Below are 20,996 nucleotides of genomic sequence, written 5' to 3' on the forward strand. Positions count from 1 at the left end.
GGGTTGAGCGGTCAAGGGTTTCAGGCGGATACGCGCTGGAACGCGTGCAGCTCGGCGGCGTTGTGCGCGGAGAAGATCCGCACCTGCGCGCCGTGGTCGCGGAGCAGATCGCGCAGGCGCTGCTGGTTCTCGCGCCGCGGCCCGCCGAGGGTCTCGACGCTGCGCTCGAACAGCGTGACGCCGAGCGGTTGGTGCGGATGGGCGAGATCCAATTGGCCGGGGTGGAAATACGCGTCGCCCGCGGCCAGCAGCCAGCCGTCACCGGTGTCGACGGCGACGCCCGCGTGACCTCGGGTGTGCCCGGCCAGTGGCACCAGCAGCAGGCTCGGCGGCAGTCCGGCCAGTTCGCGGACGGCCTCGAAGCCGAACCACTGCTCGCCGTGATCGGCGTAGGACTGCCACTTCGGTCCGTGCTCGAATTGTGCCGCGCGGTAACGGAATCGCTCCTGCGCGGTGTGTGCGCCGCGGAAGGCGCGCAGCTCTTCGTCATAGACGTGCACGGTGGCGTGCGGGAAGTCGGCGAGGCCGCCCGCGTGATCCAGGTCGAGGTGGGTGAGCACGATGTCGCGCACGTCCTCACGGCGGAAGCCGAGCGCCTCCACCTGTCGCACCGCGGTCCGCTCGAGGTCGAAGACCGGACGGGTGAGGTTGATGAAGCGGCGGCCGAGCCATTCGCGCGGGCGGAGCACGCTCTGCTCGCCCATCCCGGTCTCGATGAGGACGAGCCGATCATCGAGTTCGAGAAGCAAGCAGTGGCAGACCATTTCGGCCCGGCGCAGCAGGCCGGGCGCGCCGTCGAGCAGCTTCCCGCCGAAGGGGCGCATGGTGCCGCAGTCGAGGTGATGGATGCGCATCAGGAGAGCTCCTGTTCGATGGTGGTGCGGAGGTGGTCGGCGACGGTGCGCAACGGGGCGAGGTCGCGCTGGGTCTTGGTGAGCAGCAGTGCGCCCTCGAGCATGCTCAGCGCGACGACCGAAAGCGGCGCTGCGCGGTCCTCGTCGACGCCCTTGTCTCGCAGGAACTCGTCGATCGCCGCTCGCCACGAGTCGAATCCGGCGACGCAGGCCTGCCGGATCGGTTCACTCTCGGCGGCGGCGTCCAGCGCGACCGTCGCCAGCGGGCAGCCGCGCTGGTAATCGGAGTCGATCAGGTTCTGCTCCAAGGCGGCGAACACCGCGTCGGTATCGCCCTCGGCGAGCAGTGCGCGCAGGATGTCGCGCACTTGCGCGCTGGATTGGGTCAGCGCCTCCGCCGTGAGCTGCTCCTTCCCGCCGGGGAAGTGGAAGTACAGCGACCCCTTCGGGGCGCCGCCCGCGCTGACCAGCTGATTGAGGCCGGTGGCGTGATAGCCCTTGGTATGGAAGAGGTCGGCGGCGGCGTCGAGGAAGCGCTGCCGCGAGTCGGTTCGTGGGGACACGAGGTCACGGTACCTCGAACTATGACGACCGGTCTAGTTATGTTCAGCGTGAGTGCTGGGTGACGCTCGAGTGCGGAACTTCCGCGGTGCGCGCGGGCTGCGGTGCATGCAGCAGCAGATAGCTGAAGACGACCGTCGCCAGCAGCGCGACCAGCGCTGCGACGTACTGCGCGGCAATCGCTCGGAGCGAGCGCGTGCACCGCGCCGATCGGGTCGTCATCTGTCCTGCTCCTGTCGAATGAGTGGCGGTCGGCCGCAAGGGCTGTCGTCGGCGAGGGCCGAACTGTTAGCAACTGAGTGGCAACTAACACTCGGTGGACGCGCGTCCCTGCCGACCCGGCGCCGCGCCCTCCCTCAGATGACTGTCATGCGAACCGGAACGGGTTACGACGCGGGTGCGTCTGTCGCGTGAATTTCGGTTCGGGATGCGGTGCGCTGCCGGGTTCGATGACAGAGAGCCGGTCGGCGGGAAGACTGTGCACCGAGGAGGCGATGGTGGTCGAGATCGGGCCGTATGGCGCGTTCGCTGTGAACAGTGTCGGGAGTATCGCCAGTGGCCGTCGTCGGCGATCGCGGCAGCGCAGGGCATCGGTCACGAGACTCACCGCCTCGACGGGCTGGCATCTGGTGTCGTCGGTCTGAGCGAGGAGGTGTTGGTGATTCGTAGGGACGATCTGCGTCGGTTTCTCACCGACTGGTCGCCGTACGAGCTGGCGTGGGTTGACGTGCCAGGTGCGCCGACGCCCGAACAAGTAGATGAGATCGCCCTGACTATGGGCACAATGAACCTCGACGAACCGGCCTTACTCGAGATGGTTGGTTCGCGGGTCTGGTTCTCTGGACACGACGACTGCTACGTCACTGTCGAGTCGACGAACTCGGTAGTGCCCCCAGCGATTCTCGGCCGCCTGATGGCCCTGCTGGTCGGCTCCGCGTTGGTCGACGAATCGCCGGTCGACGTACCGGATCCCGATGACGCGATAGCGGAAACCCTCATCGAGCAAAGCCCGTGCTGGGTCGGACGCCTCGGTACCGTGTCGGACGATTCGGTAACCGTCGACCTGTCCGCAGTGGCCGGACGGTGGCGACTCGGTCACCAGCTTCCAGAACGTGTTGATCGCACCGTGACTTACGATGTGAACCAACGGGTTTGGCATTCTTTCTCACGGTGACCTTGTCGCCGGCTACGATCACCGCGCCGACCGAGAACGCGCCCTCGACCACCGGGCACAAGCGCGCGAGCTCGACGGCTCGATTCATCCAGTGGTGATGATCCGGTGCTGTCCCTGGTTCTCCTTGGGGTGGTAGCGCAGCACGGCAACGTCGCCGAGCTGGGTCACGTCGACCAATCGCATTCTGTGCGTCGAGCCGCCCGAGCTCCGTCCACGAACGAGATTCGTTACGGTCGAAGTGTGAGTCGTACCCAGTGGACAATCCACGGCGAAACCGTGGTGGACGAGAACCGGCACATTCGCCTCTCGACCGTGGACGTCGAGCTGCCCGACGGCGTGAAGTTCACCCAATACGTTGCGCGGATGCCGCGGTGCGCGATGACGCTGGTCCTCAACGAGAATCGCGAGGTCCTGCTGGTATACCGGCACCGGTTCATCATCGACCGATGGGTATGGGAGTTGCCGGGCGGCTATGTCGACCATGCCGAGGACGTCGCCTTCGCCGCGGCCCGCGAGGTCGAAGAAGAGACGGGCTGGCGCCCGCGGACCATGGAACGCCTCGTCACCTACCAACCCGCCATCGGCACGCTGGACCACCCGCAGGAGATCTATCTTGCCCGCGGTGCCGACTTGACCGACACGCATCCAGATATCAACGAGGCCGAGGATATCCGCTGGATTCCGCTGGAGGAGGCGGCGCGGATGATCGAACGCGGCGAGATCGTCGGAGCGGCTACTGTCGTTGCGGTGTACCGGGCCCTCAGTCTGCTCCTGTAGCGGCGGCAAGTACCTGCTCGCGGAAGTGGGCAACGTCGGGCAACTCCTCGTACGGCATGAGCCGATGTCGCAGCTCTCGCAGATAAGCGAGGATGCGCTGGGATTCCAGCCCGGCCGCGATCGCCAAGGCTTCGGAGCCGATGCGCACAGCTTCATGCGGGTCTTCGTCGGCGCGGGCGGAGGCCAGCAGACATAGATTGAACGAGCGACCCCGGGTGTAACCCTCGGACATGTCCAGCGACTGCTCGGCGAAATGCGCCGTCCTGGCATGGTCACCCAGGTCGCGGAAGCAGTGTGCAGTCTTTGCCGACAGATAGGCTTCGTCGAAGTAGTCGAGCCACGGCGGCCGAGCACTGTCGACGCGACCGAACGCCCGCTCGGCGGCATTGAGCGAGCTCGCGCAGAGCGAGCTGTCCGATCGTGCGGCGTGCCCATGAGCCTCCACCATGTGGCACTCGGATTCGAGTGCTCCCAATCCTGCTGTGCGCGCGGCGATCTGGGCCGCGCGCGCTAGGTCGACAGCGTCCCCGGGGCGACCGACATAGGTGGCCTGGTGGCTCATCGCCGCGAGAATTTCGGCGCCGAGAGCGGCGTCTCCGGCGGCTCGGGACATTCGCAGGGCCTGGATCAGATACCGCTGCGCCAGACCGTGCTCCTCGAGGTCGTAGGCGGCCCAGCCCGCGAGTTTGGTGAGCTCGGACGCGGTAGCGAACAGCTGGCGGCCGATCGGCTCCGGATAGCTGCCGTGCAGCAGGGGAGCCACTGAGGTGTGAAGGTAGTGGACAATGGTCGAACGGACTTTGCCGCCGCCCACCCGGTTGTCCAAGTCGCGGAACGCTGCGGACATCGTGCGCACCGCGTCGACATCGGCCTGCCCGATGCGTCGAAAGCCCTTGCCGGACATAGGGTGTTCTGGGCCGGGCATTGTCAGCCAGCGCATCGACGCGGCCGGGTAGACAGCCACGGCGTAGGACGCTCCGACGAGGAAGCGGCGGCGCTCCACATCACTCCTCCATAGTGCGGTCGCAGCGGCGGTTGCCTCTGCGAGGCTCAACGAGAACTCCAATCCCAGGTCGGCTGGTACCGGACTGCTCACCATTCCGCAGTCGGCTGGGGTGACGCGGCGTCCGGCGACTTCAGTCAGCACCTCGGCGATGAGCTGTGGCCCTGGGGGATTGGGTTGTTCACCGGCGACCCATCGGCCTACTGCGGTGTGGTCGTATCCGAGTTCGATGCCCACGGCACGGCCGCGCTCCACCACCCTGCGCGCGAGTCCTTTTCGGCTGAGCCGAGTTTCCTCGATGAGCTCAGCCAACTGCCGGTTGGGTTGCTTGGGCTGGCGTCCCATACCTCGGAGTCTGGCACGCAGATCTGCTGGCTGGCCAGAATTGCCCTCTCGTACACACCCCCTGTGCACACACTTGCCTGACATGCGCGCCTTACCTAGAACGACGACCACGCGGTTGCCTGGATCTGCACACCGGTGCCGGACCGCAGGCGTTTCCTCTATCTCGTCTCGGATACGTGAACCGGCCGCACGGGACGTCGTGTAGGGCTCATGGCTCGGCGCGGTCGGACCGGTGCCGGTGTGCCCTAACCATCGCAGGGGAGAGGCACGAAATGTCGTCGCTGATGAACCGCATACAGCAGTGGGAAACCGAACACGGGGACTGCGCAAGTCCGCCGATCGTCATGGACCGCGAGCGCGCTGCGCTGGTGCTGTCGCAGCACGCCGAGCACGGCCCGCGCTGCCGCCAGTATCTGGCCGCGCTCTCCCGCGTCTCGACGATTTTGGGCTGAGCGGCAATGTCGGAGGACATCGTTCGGGCGGCCGGTTACGGTTCCCGGCCGACGCTTCCTGGATGGCGTGAGCTTTCGGCCGCGTTCCGCGGCGCCGCCGGACATCAGCCCGGCGACCACCTCGTGCTGCGGTGGGCACACGCACTGGCTCATCTGCACCGGACCCGAATCATCGACCCCGCCACACAAACCCGGATCGACGGCCGTCGCGGCGCACTGTGCACTCTGATCGATGACTGGGTGGCCGTGCACATCCAACCGCGCCAACCCTGGTCGCAGGCGACCGGCTACGGCCGGGCGGTCGACGGCATGGCCGCCGCACACGTCGCCGCCGAACTCGTCCTCGGCGCCGAACACACCGCCGACGAACTCCACCGAGCGTGGTCGCACGTCGGCTACCTCGCCACCCGCTGGGCTGATCTCGTGACCGAGGCCGTCGATGGCCAGCGCACGAGACAGCCCCGGCCGCCGGTTCGCGACCTCATCCCGGAGACCCCGAAATGACTCTGCTCCAACACGATCCCCTCGTCCTGATCGCCCTGGCCGTCATGATCGCCGCGATCCTCGCCGTTGGCCTCCGCACCGAGGACGAACCGCCGAGACCGAAGGTGCAGCAGATCCAGGACCGCCTCGTCCGCCAGGGCTATCGCATCACGCCCGGCCGGGAGCCTGGCGCACACCGCGCATCCACTTCGGCCGTTCGATGCCCGCCGTCGAACGGAAGGAACCGCTGATGCAGCCGAGCACCTACAACTCGAAACCGTTGCCGGTCCACACTCCGCGCAACAGGCCATCCTTCGCGAAGACGTGCGCGAGGGCGAATACCGCAATGCGCGGGAGCGATCCGGCGCGGTACCGAACTCGATCAGGAGCCGGGTCGATCGGGTATCGGCTGGTCGGGCACGGGCTGATCGTTCCCGGCGCGGCGGTGCCAGCGGGAGCGGGCGAGGTCGTGGGCGGCTCGAAGTAGGTCGAGGACCGCTGGTTCCGTGCGCGGGCCCGGATTCACCGCGGCAAGCCACCCCTGGCCGCCGTAGACCGGGTGCGCCATGACGATGTCGGTGGCGCTTGGGTCCGTGTCCTCCGGGGCGGGGTCGCGGGGTGTGCGGCCGGTCCAGTTCTGGAAGGCGTCCTTTCCGGCGAAGAAGTTCACGCGGAAGGTGTCGGGGCGGCTCAGGCGCGAGGTCTCGTCGCCGGGGTAGTCCTTCGTCAGGATCGTGGCGAAGGGCTGCGTTCGCGGGACGACGCCGTCGGGTGCGAAATAGAAGAACGCGTCGCCCCAGCTTATTTCGGGGGAGCCGTCGCCGGGTTGCGGCTTCAATGTCAGGACTCCGTCGAGTCCCGCGACGAATTCGATGATCTCGTCCATCTCCATGTGTTCTAGCGTTTCATTCATGTGCTTGTGGAGACTTCGGTCCGCGACCGCCGAGTTGTCGACGTGACAAGTCGCAAATCGCCTGGACTGCGCACGGTCGATGTCGCCAGACGGGTGGGGTGCTCCGTCCAGCAGGTGCGCAACCTGGAACGCGACGGCGTCCTGCCTCCGGCGACACGCACCGCCGCCGGTTACCGGACCTACACGGAATCGCACCTGCATTCCGCGGTGGCCTATCGCGCCTTCGCGGTGGGCGCGGGCCCGGTGGAGGCCAAGCGAATCATGCGCGCCGCGCACGCCTACCCGGGCTCGGACCTGCTCGCGCTCCTGGACGCCGCGCATGCCCGGCTCGACACCGAGCGCCGGGAACTGGAGCTGGCCAAGCGGGCGGCGGGTGCGATCACCGTCGAGCCGATGGACGACGTCCGGCCTGCCGATTCGATGAGCGTCGCCGAGCTCGCCGGTGCGCTCGGCGTGCGGCCGTCGGCGTTGCGGCACTGGGAATCCGAGGGACTCCTCGCGCCGCGTCGCGGCAGTCCGCGCGGGGCGCGCGAGTACACGCCGAGCGATGTCCGAGACGCGCGGATCGTCAACCAACTGCGGCGGGCTGGTTACCGGATCGGCCCGTTGCGCGCCCTGATGCCGGAACTGCGCCGCGCGAACAGATGGCACGAGATCTCAGCCGTGCTGGCCGCGCGAGACGCGAGCATCGATGCCCGCTCGCGCGCCCTGCTGGACGGCGCCGCCGCGCTCGGCATGGTGCTCGCATCGAGGTGATCGTTCCTCAGACCGTGCCTGGCACAGACGGCCCGGGGCGCGCGAGGCCGTCGACGCACAGACGATGCTGATCGATGACAGTGCGTGCCAGAGGATTTCGATGCCGATACCGAGGGGATGGTTCAGTCCGTGATCTCGCGGACCTGTTCCTCGTACTTCGCCCGCACGTCGGTGTCGGCGGGATTCAGCGCACGGTTGCCGTCGAAGAGTTTGCGAACCAACTGGACAGCGCGTTCCGGCGCGGCGGCCAGGGCGATGTCGAGAGGACCGAGGTAATTCGGCACGGCCACTTCGGCTTTGCGCGTCTGGAGGGTCTGGACGATGGCGGCGGCGACGTCTTCCGGGTCGACGGTGGGCATCCCGCGCCCCAGGGTCAGGCCCGAGGACAGCCTGGTGCGCACCGCGGAGGGCAGCACGCAGCTGACGCTCACGCCTTGCTCGGCGAACTCCAAACGCGTTGCGGCCGAGAGGCCGACGGCGGCGAACTTGCTGGCGTTGTAGACGGCCAGGCCGGGAATCGGGAGCTTGCCCGCCAGGGAGGCGACGTTCACGATGTGTCCGCGCCCGCGCGCGATCATCCCCGGCGCCACCGCGCGCATTCCGTGGATCAGACCCCAGACATTGATGTCGATGGTGGCGCGGCCGACCGCGTCGGGCTCGTCCAGGAACGCGCCCGCCGGCATCACGCCCGCGTTGTTGACCAGGATGTCGACGCGACCGAGCTCGGCGACGGCCTTGTCCCACTGGTCGCGGACGCGTACGTCGAGCTCGAAGGCGCGGGCGCCGATGGCCGCTACCGCGGCTTCGGCTGCTGCGGTGTCGACGTCGGCGATGGCCACCTCGGCTCCGGCGTCGGCGAAGATCTGGGCGGTGGACCGGCCGATGCCGCGCCCGGCGCCGGTGATCAGCACCCGGGCGTCCCGCACATCGATGGCTGGATATCCGTGACCGAGAATTCTCATGCGAACGCTCCTTGTTCGAGGGCGCGGCGAGTGCTGCGCAGACTGTGCCGGAAGGTGTCGAGACGGCGGCGGCCGTCCATGAAGTTGGGGCCCATCACCGCGAGGTCCTCGGCGGTCGCGCCGAGCAGCAGCACCCGGGTGCCCCCGGCGCGCAGTTCGGCGATCTCCGCGTCGAGCTGGGCGCTCATCCGGTCGCGCAGCTGACGTTCCAGGAAATGGCCGGGACCGGTGGCGGGCACTCGCGCCGCGGAGGCCATCGGTGCGAGCACCACGACCTCGTCCAAGCCCTGCCCGGTGAGCAGATCCACCGACGCGGTAGATCCGGCGCCACCGTCGACGAACCGGCGTCCGGCGATCGAGACCGGCGGCAGCCAGCCGGGGATAGCCCAGGACGCGCGCAGCGCCGCCCCGAGTGTGGCATCGGGCGCGTCCGGCGCGCCGAACGGAACCCGTTGTCCCGTGGCGTAATCCATGGCGACCAGCCACGTCGCGGGGTGTGGCGTCCAGTCGCGGCCCGGGTTGAGCCGCTCGGCGAGCCGCTGCAACCAGCCGGCGTCGCCGCCGCCGATCGGCAGCAGGCCGCTGCCCGCGGTGAGCAGCCGCTGCGCCGAACCCGCCGCGCGCAGACTCAGCCGCGGTGCGCCGAGGCGGGGGCGGGGCAGCGGCGGGAATCGTCCCGGCGCGTCGCGCATGTGCTCGAGCAGGATCGGGTTCGTGCTCCGGCCTTCCTGCATGGCGACCAGTTCCTCGACGCCGATGCCGCTGCCGAGCATGGCCACCAGCTCCGCGCCCGCCGACGTGCCGATCAGGACGTCGGCCTCGCGCGGATCCCAGTCGAGCGCGTCGCGCACGGCGGCCAGTGCGGCGACGATCCAGGCGGCGCCGACCGTGCCTCCGCACCCGATGGCCAGGCCACGTCGCTGTGTCCCGTTGTTGTTACCCATGGTTTCGCACACTAGCAGAATCCAAATTCTCTCGGTATCCGAAATCTCACGGTACGTAGAATCGCCGCATGGCACGACTGACCCGCTCCGAGAGTCAGGCCCGCACCAGGGCCGATCTGGTCGCGACGGCGCGCGATCTCTTCCTCGCCGACGGCTACGCGAAGACCTCGATGGAGCGGGTCGCGGAGGAGGCCGGCTACTCCAAGGGCGCGGTCTACTCCAACTTCCGCACCAAGAAGGAGCTGTGCCTCGAGGTGCTCGAGCACATCCACGCCACCAAGTTCGGCGAGGTCGCCGAGCTCGTCTCCGCGGACGAGAGCCTGGACGACCGGCTCACGCGACTTCAGGACTGGGCCGAACACACCCTCGGCGACGTCGGCTGGACCATGCTCGAGTTCGAATTCGCCACGCTCTCCCGCGACGATCCCGAGTTGCGGGCCGCGCTGGTGTCCAGCCTCGGCGCCGTGCGCGGCGCGGTGGCCGCGCAGTTGCAGACCCTGGCGGACAGCCTCGGGTTGGTCCTGCCGATGCCCGCCGAGGACGCCGCGGCCACGGTGCTCAGCCTCGGTCTCGGGCTCGGCATTCAGCGCGCCATCGACCCGTCCCTGTCGGCCCGGTTGATCACCGACGCGGTGCGGCTGCTGCTGAGCGTCGCCGAACGGTCGACGCCCGTGCGCGCCGCCGAATGAGTACTCGCCACGTTCACGGCGGGAAGTGCAGGGTCCACTCGCCGCGATAGTGCAGCCGGGTGACGCTGCCCGGCGGAATGTCGATCCGCCAGAACGATTTCGGCGGGGCGTCCAGGGTCACCAGCAGCGCCGCGCGGATCACCGCGGGGTGGGTCACGGCGACGGTGGACATGCCCGCGGACGCGATCTCGGCCATCCAGTACCTGGTCCGCTCGATCACGTCGGTCACCGATTCCCCGCCGTGCCCGCGGAACTGCGGGTTGGTCAGCCAGGCGTAGAGCTCGTCCTGCGGCACCGACATCAGCTCGCCGCCGCGCCACGCGCCCGCGTCCAGGTCACGCAGCCGGTCGTCCTCCTCGCCGGGCAGGCCGAGCAGGGCAGCGGTCTCGACGGTGCGACGCTCCGGTCCGGTGAGCACTCGCGGCGCGGTCAGCGGCGTGCAGGCGGCGATGGCGCGGCGGCCCGCCTCGGTGAGAGATTCGTCGACTGGAAAGCGTGCCTTTCGCATCGCCTCGGTCATGCCATGGCTGACCAGGTCGAGTCTGAGCACCTTCTGCACGGTGGAAGCGTATTACCCGCCGCCCGCGAGCGGGCCCTTATCCCTCGCTAGGTGGCTCGACGGGTGCCACCTAGTAGCGCGCGGTTTGCCTTCCGGGCGCGCGTCAGATCTGTCCTCGCTCCGGTGTGGTGAGGCCGAGGGTGGCTGCGACGTATCGCCACAGCAGCGCGGTGGCCGTCTCCGTGGACACGCGTGGCACGGTTCGTAGCTGCTGCGCCAGTGCGTGACGCAGTCCGCCGATGATGTAGGCGCCCGCGCTGTCGGGGTCGATGTCGGCGTCGAGTTGGCCGAGTTGCTGGCCGCGCCGGATGTTGCGTGCCGTGGCGTCACTGACGCGCTGGATCAGCAGAGGTTCCAGTTCGGCAATCTGCGGATCGGGGGCCGCGCGATTCAGGAAGATCTCGGCCAGCGGATCGGCGAAGTGGTAGTCGACGATCCGGCGCGTGCGTTCGCGCTCCCGTGCGCTCCAGTCGGACTCGTCCGGCAGTCCCTCATCGGACAAGAGCTCGTCGAGACCGTCGTAGAACGCCGTGTAGATCGCCGTGACCAGTCCGGCCTTGGACCCGAAATGGTGGTAGAGAGCGCCGCTCGTGACCCCGGCTCGCCGGGTGACCGAGGCGAGGTCGAGGTTGCCGTTCCCGGCTACGAGCTCGGCCCTAGCCGCGGTGAGGAGCTGTTGACGTCCCAGTGGTGCGCGTGCCATGGTTTTAGCGTAACACAACTACGTTATGTTTGGGAGACGTAATGACCCATGTGGTCTTCAACCAGGTTCCCCCGCTGACCGGCCACAATCCGGCCGACGATCCGGCTCTGCTGGAAGGTCTGCACCGGGACGGGGGCGGCGAGGCCGAGGCCGAGGTTCGGGAGGTCGGCGCCATGGCCGCCTCGGAACGGGTCCAGGCGTGGGCGCGGCAGGCCAACGCTCATCCACCAGTCCTGCGCACCCACGATCGGTATGGGCACCGCATCGACGAGGTCGAGTTCGACCCCGCCTGGCACGAGGTGATGGCTCGCGCGGTCGGCCACGGGCTGCACGGATCGGCCTGGGACGACGACCGGCCCTACGCACATCTCGCTCGGGCGGCGAAGCTGTACGTCTGGCCGACGGAGGCCGGTCACATCTGCCCGATATCGATGACCTATGCCAGCGTGGCCGCGCTGCGGCACAGCCCCGCCCTGGCGAGTTCCTATGAGCCGCTTCTGGTCTCGCGGTCTTATGATTTCGGGCTTCGACCGCCGCTCACCAAGGCGGGCCTGATCGCGGGTATGTCGATGACCGAGAAGCAGGGAGGCTCGGATCTGCGCGCCGTCACCACTCGTGCCGTCCCGCAGCCCGACGGCTCCTATCTGGTCACCGGACACAAATGGTTCACCTCGGCGCCGATGAGCGACATCTTCTTGCTCTTGGCCCAGGCGCCCGGCGGGCTGTCGTGCTTCCTGCTCCCGCGGGTCCTACCCGACGGCACCCGCAACCGCATGCACTTGCAGCGGCTCAAGGACAAACTCGGCAACCACTCCAACGCCTCCGCCGAGGTCGAGTACGACGAAGCGACGGCCTGGTTGGTCGGGGAGGAAGGCCGCGGTGTGCCGACGATTCTCCAAATGGTCAACCTGACCCGATTGGACTGTGTGATCGGCGCAGCCTCGGGCATGCGCGCCGGCCTCACTCGAGCTATCCACCACACCGCTCACCGCCGTGCGTTCGGCCGCCAGCTCATCGACCAGCCGCTCATGCGCAATGTCCTGGCGGATCTGGCCGTCGAGGCCGAGGCTGCCACCACCTTGATGACCAGGCTCGCGGCCGCGACCGACCGGGCGAAGAACGGCGACGAGGCCGAGGACCACTTCCAACGGCTCACGCTCGCCGTGTCGAAATACTGGCTGTGCAAGCGTTGGCCGGCGCATATCGCCGAAGCCCTCGAATGCCTCGGCGGCAACGGCTATGTCGAGGAATCGGGGATGCCCATGCTCTACCGTGAAGCTCCGGTGCTGGGGATCTGGGAAGGCTCCGGCAACGTCGCGGCGCTCGACGTGCTGCGCGCCATGGCCAAACAGCCGGAGACGGTCGCCGCTTTCCTCGCCGAGGTCGACAAAGCCGCCGGCGCCGACCGGAACCTCGATGCTGCCGCCGATCGTCTGCGCACCGAACTCGGCGCCCTGCTCACCACCGACGATCTGGACGGTGTCCAAGCCGGAGCCCGGCGCCTCGTCGAAACCATGGCCCTCACCCTGCAGGGCTCGCTCCTGGTCAGGCACGGACACCCAGCGGTGGCGGATGCGTTCTGCGCCACCCGCTTGCACCGCGACTGGGGAACCGCCTACGGAACTCTGCCACCAGCCCTCGACACCACCCCGATCATCGAACGGGCCCTCCCCAAAGTCATCTAGTCGATGTGGCCATGCTTTCGGGTTCGTCCGAGAGGTTGTAGGCGGCGTTGATGCCTTCCTCGACCCGGCTCGACGGCGACTGCGTCTCCGAGCGGCCGGTTGCCGCCGCGCGGCCGGGTGCCTGTCGGTGGCGGGGTGCAGACTGATCGCATGGCCACCTTCTCCACCGCCATGTTCTCCCGCGCGACCCAGGAATGGTTCGACGGCGCCTTCCCCGCGCCGACCTCGGCCCAGCTCGGCGCGTGGCAGGCCATCGCGGCCGGAGAACACACCCTGGTGGTCGCGCCGACGGGCTCGGGCAAGACACTCTCGGCGTTTCTGTGGGCGATCGACGAACTGGCCGCGCGGGAGCGCCGGGACCGCGAGGCAGCCCAGCGCCGGACGCGCCGTCAAGGTGGCGAGACCGGAGACGGCAAGGTCGAGCACGCGGGCACCACGGTGCTGTACGTGTCGCCGCTGAAGGCGCTCGCGGTGGACGTGGAGCGCAACCTGCGCGCGCCGCTGGTCGGCGTCACCCAGACCGCCAAACGGCTCGGTCTCGACCCGCCCGACATCACCGTCGGCGTGCGCTCGGGCGACACCAGCGCCGCTGACCGGCGCGCGATGCAGCGCACGCCGCCCGACATCCTGATCACCACGCCGGAGTCGCTGTTCCTCATGCTCACCTCCGCGGCGCGCGAGACCCTGCGCACCGTGCGGACGGTGATCGTGGACGAGGTGCACGCCATCGCCGGTTCCAAGCGCGGCTCGCACCTGGCGCTGTCGCTGGCCCGGCTGGATCTGATGACCGAGCGGCCCGCCCAGCGCATCGGACTCTCGGCCACCGTGCGCCCGCCGGAGGAGGTGGGCCGGTTCCTCGTGGGCAACGCGCCGATCACCATCGTGTCCCCGCCCGCCCCCAAGACCTTCGACCTGTCGGTGCGGGTGCCGGTGGCGGACATGACCGAGCCCGGAGAATCCGATCAGCCGGGCTCGATCTGGCCGCACGTGGACGAGGCCATCGTCGATCTGGTCCTGGACCACAACTCCTCGATCGTGTTCGCGAATTCGCGCAGGCTGGCCGAACGGCTCACGGCCCGGCTCAACGAGGCCTACGCGGCCCGGCTCGGTGATCCGATCGACACAGCGCACGCGCCGCCCGCGCAGCTGGGCGCGTCCACCGAGGTGATCCACGGGGCCGACCAGCTGCTGGCCCGCGCGCACCACGGATCGGTGAGCAAGGAGCAGCGCGCGCTCATCGAGGACGATCTGAAGAGCGGTCGCCTGCGCTGCGTGGTCGCGACGAGCAGCCTGGAACTCGGTATCGATATGGGCGCGGTCGACCTGGTGGTGCAGGTCGAGGCGCCGCCCTCGGTGGCGAGCGGCTTGCAGCGCATCGGGCGCGCTGGTCATCAGGTCGGCGAGATCTCCCGCGGCGTGCTGTTCCCGAAGCACCGCACCGACGTCATCCACTGCGCCGTCGCCGCGCAGCGGATGGTGACCGGGCAGATCGAGGCGATTCAGATCCCGGCCCACCCGCTCGACATCCTGGCCCAGCAGACGGTCGCGGCCTGCGCGCTCGAACCGATCGACGTGGACGCCTGGTTCGACATCGTGCGCGGGACCGGCAGCTACGCCGGGCTGCCGCGCTCTGCCTACGAGTCGGTGCTCGACCTGCTCTCCGGCCGCTATCCCTCCGACGAATTCGCGGAACTGCGCCCCCGGCTGGTGTGGGATCGCGACGCGGGCACGCTCACCGGCCGCCCCGGCGCGCAGCGGCTGGCGGTGACCTCCGGCGGCGCGATCCCGGACCGCGGCATGTTCGCGGTGTACATGGTGGGCGAACGGAACTCACGGGTCGGCGAACTCGACGAGGAGATGGTCTACGAATCCCGCGTCGGTGACGTGTTCGCCCTCGGCGCGACCAGCTGGCGCATCGAGGAGATCACCTTCGACCGGGTCATGGTGACGCCCGCCTTCGGACAGCCGGGCAGGCTGCCGTTCTGGCACGGTGACGGCCTCGGCAGGCCCGCCGAATTGGGCGCGGCGCTGGGCGAATTCATCCGCAATGCGGGTCGGGAATCCGCCCAGGCGCTCACCAGACCGGTCGCCCCGACGGCCGCCGCCGAGGGACCGTCCGCATCCCGGAAGGGCACGTCCCGGCGCGCCGAACGTGGGAAAGGCGGCGCCGCAGGCGATTCCGCACCGAATGTGGAGACCGACGGCCTCGGCCGCCTCGCCCGCGCCGCCGGACTCGACGACAACGCCACCGCGAATCTCGTCACTCTGCTGGAGGATCAGCGCACCGCCACCGGTCAGCTGCCCACCGACCGGACGCTGATCGTCGAGCGGTTCCGCGACGAACTGGGCGACTGGCGGCTGGTGCTGCATTCGCCGTACGGTCTGCCGGTGCACGCGCCGTGGGCGCTCGCGGTCGGCTCCCGGCTGCGCGAAAGGTTCGGCGTGGACGCCGCGCCGACCGCCTCCGACGACGGCATCGTGGTGCGGCTGCCGGACACCACCGACGATCCGCCCGGCGCGGAGCTGTTCGTCTTCGAACAGGACGAGATCGACGACATCGTCACCGAACAGGTCGGCGGCTCCGCGCTTTTCGCGTCCCGGTTTCGCGAATGCGCGGCGCGGGCGCTGCTGCTGCCACGGCGCGATCCGGGCAAACGCGCCCCGCTGTGGCAGCAGCGGCAGCGCTCGGCGCAGCTGCTGGACGTGGCGCGCAAGTTCCCCGACTTCCCGATCCTGTTGGAGACGGTGCGCGAATGCCTGCGCGACGTCTACGATCTGCCGAACCTGCGGGATCTGCTCGGCCGGGTCGCGCGCAGGCAGGTGCGACTGGTCGAGGTGGAGACCGCGACGCCCTCGCCGTTCGCGGGCGCGCTGCTGTTCGACTACATCGGCCAGTTCATGTACGAGGGTGACAGTCCGCTGGCCGAGCGAAGGGCCGCCGCGCTCTCGCTGGATTCCGGGTTGCTCGCCGAGCTGCTGGGCCGCGTCGAACTGCGTGAGCTGCTCGACCCGGTGGTGCTGGCGCAGACCGAGCGTGAACTGCAACGGCTCACGCCGGAACGCCGCGCGCGCGACGCCGAGGGCCTCGCGGACCTGCTGCGCTTGCTCGGGCCGCTGACCCCGGAAGAGGCGGCGTTGCGCTGTGTCGGTGCGGTGCGGCCGCAGGGTGTCGACGGTGCGCTGCCGCATGCTGCCGGTGATGTGCAGCTGCGCGGGGTCGATGGTGCGTCAGCGCACGAGGTCGATGATGAGCGGCCGCAGGGTGCCGATGAGGCGGTGCCGAGCCTTGTCGATGACGCGGTGCCCAGCGCCGCCGACGAGGGGGCGGATTCGGGTGCGGTCGACGAACCCGCGGCCGACCCGCGTCCCTGGTTCGGCGAACTCGCGAAAGCCCGGCGCGCGCTGGAGGTCTCGTTCGCGGGCCGGACCTGGTGGGTCGCCGTCGAGGACGCCTCCCGCCTGCGCGACGCGCTCGGCGTCCCGCTGCCGATCGGCACTCCCGCCGCGTTCATCGAACCGGTCGCCGACCCGCTCGGCGACCTGGTCGGCCGCTATGCCCGCACGCACGGACCGTTCACCACCGACGCCGTCGCCGCGCGCTTCGGTATCGGCCCCGCCGTCGCCGCTACTGCGTTGCATCGCCTGGTAGCCGAAAAGCGGGCGGTGGAAGGCGAATTCACGCCGGGGGCCAACGGCGCCGAATGGTGCGACACCCAGGTGCTGCGGCGGCTGCGACGGCGGTCGCTCGCCGCGGCGCGGCACGAGGTGGAGCCCGTCGCGACCGCGGCCTTCGGGCGCTTCCTGCCGTCCTGGCAGCATGTCGAGACCGGCGAGCTGCGCGGCGTCGACGGTGTCGCGGCCGTGGTGGAACAGCTTGCCGGAGTGCCCATTCCGGCCTCGGCGTGGGAGTCGCTGATCCTGCCCGCCCGGGTCCGCGATTATTCGCCCGCGATGCTGGACGAGCTGATGGCCACCGGCGAGGTGGTGTGGTCAGGGCACGGCGCCATCACGGCCAAGGACGGGTGGATCGCGCTGCACTTGGCCGAGCAGGCCTCGTTCACGCTGGCGCCGCCGGACGAGATCGAGCTGTCCGAGACACACCTGCGCCTGCTCGACGCGCTCGGCGCGTCCTTGGCGGCGCGGACACAGCTCACCCTAGGAGACACCGCCTCGCCGCTCGATGGTTCCGCGCCGTCGGCGGACGAGCATCCGGCCGGTGCTGCGCTCCGCGCCGATGCCGAGCCCATCCGGCTGCCTCCGGTACTGCACGGCGGCGGCGCGTACTTCTTCCGTCAGCTCTCCGACGCCACCGGCCTGCTGGACGACACGGCGGTGGCCGCGGCCCTGTGGGAGCTGGTGTGGGCGGGGGTGGTCTCCGGCGACACCTTCGCGCCGGTGCGCGCCTTGCTCGCGGGCACCTCGCGCACCACGACCGCGCACCGGACGCCGCGTCGCGCACCACGCGGCCGCGCCTACCTGCCCCGCCCGAGCATGCCGACCCGATCGGGTCCGCCCGCGGTCGCCGGGCGCTGGTCGCTGCTGCCGGAACGCGTCGCCGACAACACGATTCGCGCGCACGCCACGGCGGACATGCTTCTGGAGCGCTACGGCGTGCTGACCAGGGGATCGGTGCAGAACGAGGGCGTGGCGGGCGGTTTCGCGCTGATGTACCGGGTGCTCACCGAATTCGAGGATCGCGGCCGGTGCCGCCGTGGCTATTTCGTCGACTCGCTCGGCGGCGCGCAGTTCTCCACCACCGACGTGGTCGACCGGCTGCGCTCCTTCGACACCGACCGCGCCCGCTCCGGCGATCCGGCGCGGCGGGGCAAGGCGCTGGCGATAGCCGCCTGCGACCCAGCCAATCCGTACGGCGCGGCCCTCGGCTGGCCCAAGGGCGACGGCGACAGCGGCCACCGCCCCGGCCGCAAGGCGGGCGCGCTCGTCGTGCTGGTGGACGGTGACCTCGTGCTCTATCTCGAGCGCGGCGGCAAGACGCTGCTCACCTTCACCGAGGACCCGAACGCGCGCCAGGCCGCCGCCGCGGAACTCGCCGAGCTGGTCCGCCGCCGGAGGGTCGACTCACTGGTGATCGACCGGGTGGACGGAGAATCGGTGCACGGCAACACCTTCGCGGGCTTCCTCGCCGAGGCGGGTTTCTCCGCCACGCCGCGCGGGCTGCGCCTGCGGAGGCAACCGTGACGGCGGGAGAGGTGAATGCCCGAGGGTGACACGGTCTTTCTGACCGCGCATCGGCTGCGGCTCGCGCTCTCCGGAAAGACGCTGGTGCGCAGCGATTTCCGGGTGCCGCGCTATGCGACGGTGGATCTCGTCGGCGATCTGGTGGAAGAGGTCGGCAGCTACGGCAAGCACCTGTTCATCCGCACCACCACCGCCAGCATCCACACCCATCTGAAGATGGAGGGGGAGTGGCGCACTTACTGCGTGGGCGAGCGCTGGACCCGGCCGCGGGTGAGCGCGCGCGTGGTGCTCGGCACCGACGACACCGAGGCCGTCGGCTTCTCGCTCGGCACTGTCGAGGTGCTGCGCCGCGCCGACGAGCACACCGCGACCGATCACCTCGGCCCCGATCTGCTCGGCGCGAATTGGGATGCGGCCGAGGCGGTTCGGCGCTTGGCGCGACATCCCGCGCAACCCGTCGGCCTCGCCCTGCTCGATCAGCGCAATCTGGCGGGCATCGGCAACATCTACCGCAGCGAGGTCTGCTTCCTCCGCAGAGTGCACCCGGCCACCCCGGTCGCCGCGGTGCCGGATCTGCTCGCCCTGGTCAACGAGGCGCACCGGGTGCTCACCGAGGCGGTGCACCGGCCGCCGTGGCGACCGCTGGTCTACGGCCGCCAGCGTCGTCCGTGTCAACGCTGCGGCACCCGGATCGAGGTGCGGCCGCTCGGTGAGACGAACCCGGCCTCGGATCGCATCACGCAGCGCGAGCGCGGCATCTACTATTGCCCTCGCTGCCAACCGGAACCGGCCTGAGGGCGCAGCCCAAGGAAGTTGTTTCGCATTCTCTGTGAGCGTCGGTAGGACACGGCCCCAATCGGTTGCCAATCGGTCTTTACGCCCACAAAACTCCGGAGTAGGGTTCGAGCTCGTTGAACGTATGTGAGCAGCAATTCCGATTGCGCCGCACACTTTTCCGGTCTCGGGGAGAATGCCATGGAACTCACGGCAGGGCAGCGGGCGGCGCTGGAGCTGATCTGCGACACGTTCGCGCCCGGCGACGGTCTCGCGCTGCCGCCCGCCTCCGAGCTCGGCGTCGCCGACGTGGTGGTCCGACTGCTCTCCCGCAATCCGCGTGAGGCCGAACGCAAACAGGTGGCGACGCTCCTCGGCCTGTGGGATTCGCCGGTCCTCGGCCTGCTCGCGGGCATGGGTCCGCGCCGGTTCTCGGCCCGCTCGCAGGCCGACCGCGAACGGCTGCTGCTTCGGCTCGGCGAATCGCGGTTCGGCGCCAAGCGCGCGATCTTCCAGGCGCTCAAGCAAGCCGCGCTGCTGGCGTACTACACCACGCCGGGACCCGACGGCAGCAATCCGCTGTGGAAGGAGATGGGCTACCCCTCCCCGCCAGGCCCGTTGCCCAACGCGCCGAAGCCCGCCCTGCATCCGGTGCGGCCCGAGGCGGGCGCGGCCCTGGACTGCGATGTGGTCGTCGTCGGTTCCGGTGCGGGCGGCGGCGCGGCGGCGGCGGTGCTCGCCGAGGCGGGCCTCGACGTGATCGTGCTGGAGCGCGGCGAGTACTACGACGACGCCGACTTCGGTGCCGGGGAACTCGACGCGCTGCTGCGGTTGTACGCGCCGGGCCCGGCGGCCACCGCGGAAGGCCAGCTCACCCTGGTGGCGGGCACGTGCCTCGGCGGCGGCACGGTGGTCAACTGGAGCACCTCGCTGCGCACACCGGACGAGGTGCGCGCGGAATGGGCGAGCCTGGGCGCCACCCAGTTCGCCGAGGACGAATACGGCGCCGCCCTCGACGCCGTCGAACAGCGGCTGGGCGTCACCTACGACCGCTCGCCCGGCTCGGCGCGCGACGGGGTGCTCGAGCGCGGGCTCGCGGCGCTGGGCTGGGACGTCGCCCCGCTGCCACGCAACGTCACCGCGGCCTGCGACGCGAGCGTCGAGTGCGGTCGCTGCGGCTACGGCTGCCGGCTCGGCGCGAAGCAGACCGTGACCAAGACCTGGCTGGCCGACGCGGCCGCGCACGGCGCGCGCCTGGTGGTCGGCGCCGACGTCCGCCGCGTCGAGGTCTCCGGCGGCCGCGCCGAGGGCGTCCGCGCGGTCACCGCCGACGGCGCGGAGTTCACGGTGCGCGCCCGCGCCGTGGTGGTCGCCGCGGGAGCCGTCCAGACGCCCGCGCTGCTGCGTCGTTCCGGGTTGCGGAACAAGAACATCGGCGATTACCTGCGGCTGCATCCGGCCTCGGCGGTGTTCGGCGTCTTCGACGAGGAGATCCGGCCGTGGGAGGGCGGGTTGCAGACCCGGATCTCGCGCAGGCACAGCGATCTCGACGAGCACGGCTACGGCGTGATCTACGAGACCGGCCCGCTGCACCCCGGCCTGCTGGTCGGCTTCATGAACTGGCGTGGCGGGGCGGAGCACCGCGCCGCCATGCTGGATCTGGCCCGCACCGCGGCCGTCGGCGTGATCACCCGCGACCGCGACCACGGGCGGGTCACGGTGGACCAGGCGGGTGAGCCCATCGTCCGCTACCGGCTCTCCGAGCGCGACCGCGCCCACCTGCACACCGGAATCGCGGGCGCGGCAAGCATTCTCGAGGCGGCGGGCGCGCGACGCGTCTTCTCCGGCCATCAAGCGGGCGCGACGTACGAGCCCGGCGTCAGCGGCTCGCACGCGGAATTCGTCGCGTCCTGCCTCGCGGCCGGATACGAGCCGGGTCGCTGCGGGATGGGCGCGCTGCACATCATGGGCTCGGCGCGAATGGGCGGCTCGCGCGACATGTCGGCGACCGATCCCGACGGCGCGACCTGGGAGGTGCCCGATATCGTCGTCGCGGACGCGTCCTGCTTCCCGACGGCGTCCGGCGTGAACCCCATGGTGTCGATCGAGGCGATCGCTCTGATGAACGCGAAACGTCTTGCCGCGCGGCTGAGTTGAGCGCGC

The 20,996-nt window shown here is 69.8% G+C and carries 19 protein-coding genes and 2 pseudogenes; 12 read left to right on the forward strand and 9 right to left on the reverse strand.

Features of this window, described 5'->3' with window-relative positions; translation table 11 throughout:
- Nucleotides 1-20 precede the first annotated feature (20 nt).
- Genes ACRWNM_RS06320 through ACRWNM_RS06330 form a run of 3 tightly spaced genes read right to left on the reverse strand, consistent with a single transcriptional unit; the run spans nt 21 to nt 1,637 of the window.
- Nucleotides 21-854: an MBL fold metallo-hydrolase gene (locus ACRWNM_RS06320; protein WP_431964404.1), complete on the reverse strand. Its 834-nt coding sequence runs from the start codon at nt 852-854 to the stop codon at nt 21-23.
- Nucleotides 854-1,417: a TetR/AcrR family transcriptional regulator gene (locus ACRWNM_RS06325; RefSeq protein WP_431964406.1), complete on the reverse strand. Its 564-nt coding sequence runs from the start codon at nt 1,415-1,417 to the stop codon at nt 854-856. The genes ACRWNM_RS06320 and ACRWNM_RS06325 overlap by 1 nt, the downstream gene beginning before the upstream one ends.
- Nucleotides 1,418-1,460: 43 nt before the next feature.
- A complete protein-coding gene (locus ACRWNM_RS06330) occupies nt 1,461-1,637 on the reverse strand; it encodes a hypothetical protein (protein ID WP_431964407.1) in 177 nt (58 codons plus the stop codon).
- A 436-nt stretch (nt 1,638-2,073) separates the two neighbouring features.
- Between ACRWNM_RS06330 and ACRWNM_RS06335 the strand changes: the two genes are divergently transcribed.
- The gene (locus tag ACRWNM_RS06335; RefSeq protein ID WP_431964409.1) at nt 2,074-2,589 is read left to right on the forward strand and encodes a hypothetical protein; all 516 of its coding nucleotides are present in this window, start codon (nt 2,074-2,076) and stop codon (nt 2,587-2,589) included.
- 312 nt (nt 2,590-2,901) lie between these two features.
- Nucleotides 2,902-3,366 (forward strand): NUDIX hydrolase, encoded by a 465-nt coding sequence (locus tag ACRWNM_RS06340; protein WP_431964411.1) that lies wholly within the window; start codon nt 2,902-2,904, stop codon nt 3,364-3,366.
- Here ACRWNM_RS06340 and ACRWNM_RS06345 read toward each other — a convergent pair.
- The gene (locus ACRWNM_RS06345) at nt 3,350-4,714 is read right to left on the reverse strand and encodes a hypothetical protein (RefSeq protein ID WP_431964413.1); all 1,365 of its coding nucleotides are present in this window, start codon (nt 4,712-4,714) and stop codon (nt 3,350-3,352) included. The two genes, ACRWNM_RS06340 and ACRWNM_RS06345, sit on opposite strands and share 17 nt — an antisense overlap.
- 272 nt (nt 4,715-4,986) lie before the next feature.
- Between ACRWNM_RS06345 and ACRWNM_RS06350 the strand changes: the two genes are divergently transcribed.
- From ACRWNM_RS06350 to ACRWNM_RS06360, 3 genes are read left to right on the forward strand one after another with little or no spacing between them, the layout of a single operon-like run.
- Complete coding sequence (locus ACRWNM_RS06350; RefSeq protein ID WP_431964415.1) at nt 4,987-5,166, forward strand: hypothetical protein; 180 nt, start codon at nt 4,987-4,989, stop codon at nt 5,164-5,166.
- Nucleotides 5,167-5,172: 6 nt separating this feature from the next.
- Nucleotides 5,173-5,670 carry a DUF4254 domain-containing protein gene (locus tag ACRWNM_RS06355; RefSeq protein WP_431964417.1) on the forward strand — a complete coding sequence of 166 codons (498 nt, stop codon included), beginning with the start codon at nt 5,173-5,175 and terminating at the stop codon, nt 5,668-5,670.
- Nucleotides 5,667-5,900, forward strand: a complete 234-nt coding sequence (locus ACRWNM_RS06360) for a hypothetical protein (RefSeq protein ID WP_431964419.1) — start codon at nt 5,667-5,669, stop codon at nt 5,898-5,900. Before ACRWNM_RS06355 ends, ACRWNM_RS06360 begins: the two co-directional genes overlap by 4 nt.
- A 131-nt stretch (nt 5,901-6,031) precedes the next feature.
- Here the strand turns inward: ACRWNM_RS06360 and ACRWNM_RS06365 are convergent, their stop codons facing one another.
- Complete coding sequence (locus ACRWNM_RS06365) at nt 6,032-6,541, reverse strand: DUF6194 family protein (RefSeq protein WP_431964548.1); 510 nt, start codon at nt 6,539-6,541, stop codon at nt 6,032-6,034.
- A gap of 63 nt (nt 6,542-6,604) precedes the next feature.
- Between ACRWNM_RS06365 and ACRWNM_RS06370 the strand changes: the two genes are divergently transcribed.
- On the forward strand, nt 6,605-7,318 hold the full coding sequence (locus tag ACRWNM_RS06370) for a MerR family transcriptional regulator (RefSeq protein ID WP_431964421.1): 714 nt from the start codon (nt 6,605-6,607) through the stop codon (nt 7,316-7,318).
- A 122-nt stretch (nt 7,319-7,440) separates the two neighbouring features.
- On the opposite strand, the gene ACRWNM_RS06375 is transcribed toward ACRWNM_RS06370, so the two are convergent.
- Both ACRWNM_RS06375 and ACRWNM_RS06380 read right to left on the reverse strand, forming a co-directional pair.
- Entirely contained in the window at nt 7,441-8,280 is an 840-nt protein-coding gene (locus tag ACRWNM_RS06375) for an SDR family oxidoreductase (RefSeq protein WP_431964423.1), read from the reverse strand.
- Complete coding sequence (locus tag ACRWNM_RS06380) at nt 8,277-9,224, reverse strand: patatin-like phospholipase family protein (protein ID WP_431964425.1); 948 nt, start codon at nt 9,222-9,224, stop codon at nt 8,277-8,279. The genes ACRWNM_RS06375 and ACRWNM_RS06380 overlap by 4 nt, the downstream gene beginning before the upstream one ends.
- 68 nt (nt 9,225-9,292) lie before the next feature.
- On the opposite strand from ACRWNM_RS06380, the gene ACRWNM_RS06385 reads away from it, so the two are divergent.
- Nucleotides 9,293-9,913: a TetR/AcrR family transcriptional regulator gene (locus ACRWNM_RS06385; protein WP_431964427.1), complete on the forward strand. Its 621-nt coding sequence runs from the start codon at nt 9,293-9,295 to the stop codon at nt 9,911-9,913.
- Nucleotides 9,914-9,926: 13 nt separating this feature from the next.
- On the opposite strand, the gene ACRWNM_RS06390 is transcribed toward ACRWNM_RS06385, so the two are convergent.
- Nucleotides 9,927-10,472 carry a histidine phosphatase family protein gene (locus ACRWNM_RS06390; RefSeq protein WP_431964429.1) on the reverse strand — a complete coding sequence of 182 codons (546 nt, stop codon included), beginning with the start codon at nt 10,470-10,472 and terminating at the stop codon, nt 9,927-9,929.
- 103 nt (nt 10,473-10,575) lie between these two features.
- Nucleotides 10,576-11,175: a TetR/AcrR family transcriptional regulator gene (locus ACRWNM_RS06395; protein WP_431964431.1), complete on the reverse strand. Its 600-nt coding sequence runs from the start codon at nt 11,173-11,175 to the stop codon at nt 10,576-10,578.
- A 41-nt stretch (nt 11,176-11,216) separates the two neighbouring features.
- Between ACRWNM_RS06395 and ACRWNM_RS06400 the strand changes: the two genes are divergently transcribed.
- The 5 genes and pseudogenes from ACRWNM_RS06400 to ACRWNM_RS06420 all read left to right on the forward strand — a co-directional run bounded on the left by ACRWNM_RS06400 (nt 11,217) and on the right by ACRWNM_RS06420 (nt 20,990).
- Nucleotides 11,217-12,860: an acyl-CoA dehydrogenase family protein gene (locus tag ACRWNM_RS06400; protein ID WP_431964433.1), complete on the forward strand. Its 1,644-nt coding sequence runs from the start codon at nt 11,217-11,219 to the stop codon at nt 12,858-12,860.
- A gap of 150 nt (nt 12,861-13,010) precedes the next feature.
- Nucleotides 13,011-14,912, forward strand: a pseudogene (locus tag ACRWNM_RS06405) (DEAD/DEAH box helicase); the annotation flags it as partial.
- 306 nt (nt 14,913-15,218) lie between these two features.
- A pseudogene (locus tag ACRWNM_RS06410) lies at nt 15,219-18,059 on the forward strand (Lhr family ATP-dependent helicase); the annotation flags it as partial.
- A 15-nt stretch (nt 18,060-18,074) separates the two neighbouring features.
- On the forward strand, nt 18,075-18,854 hold the full coding sequence (locus tag ACRWNM_RS06415) for a DNA-formamidopyrimidine glycosylase family protein (RefSeq protein WP_431964435.1): 780 nt from the start codon (nt 18,075-18,077) through the stop codon (nt 18,852-18,854).
- 180 nt (nt 18,855-19,034) lie between these two features.
- A complete protein-coding gene (locus tag ACRWNM_RS06420) occupies nt 19,035-20,990 on the forward strand; it encodes an FAD-dependent oxidoreductase (protein ID WP_431964437.1) in 1,956 nt (651 codons plus the stop codon).
- Nucleotides 20,991-20,996: the final 6 nt, after the last annotated feature.

This window comes from Nocardia sp. bgisy134, from assembly GCF_965341865.1.
Taxonomy (GTDB): Bacteria; Actinomycetota; Actinomycetes; order Mycobacteriales; family Mycobacteriaceae; genus Nocardia.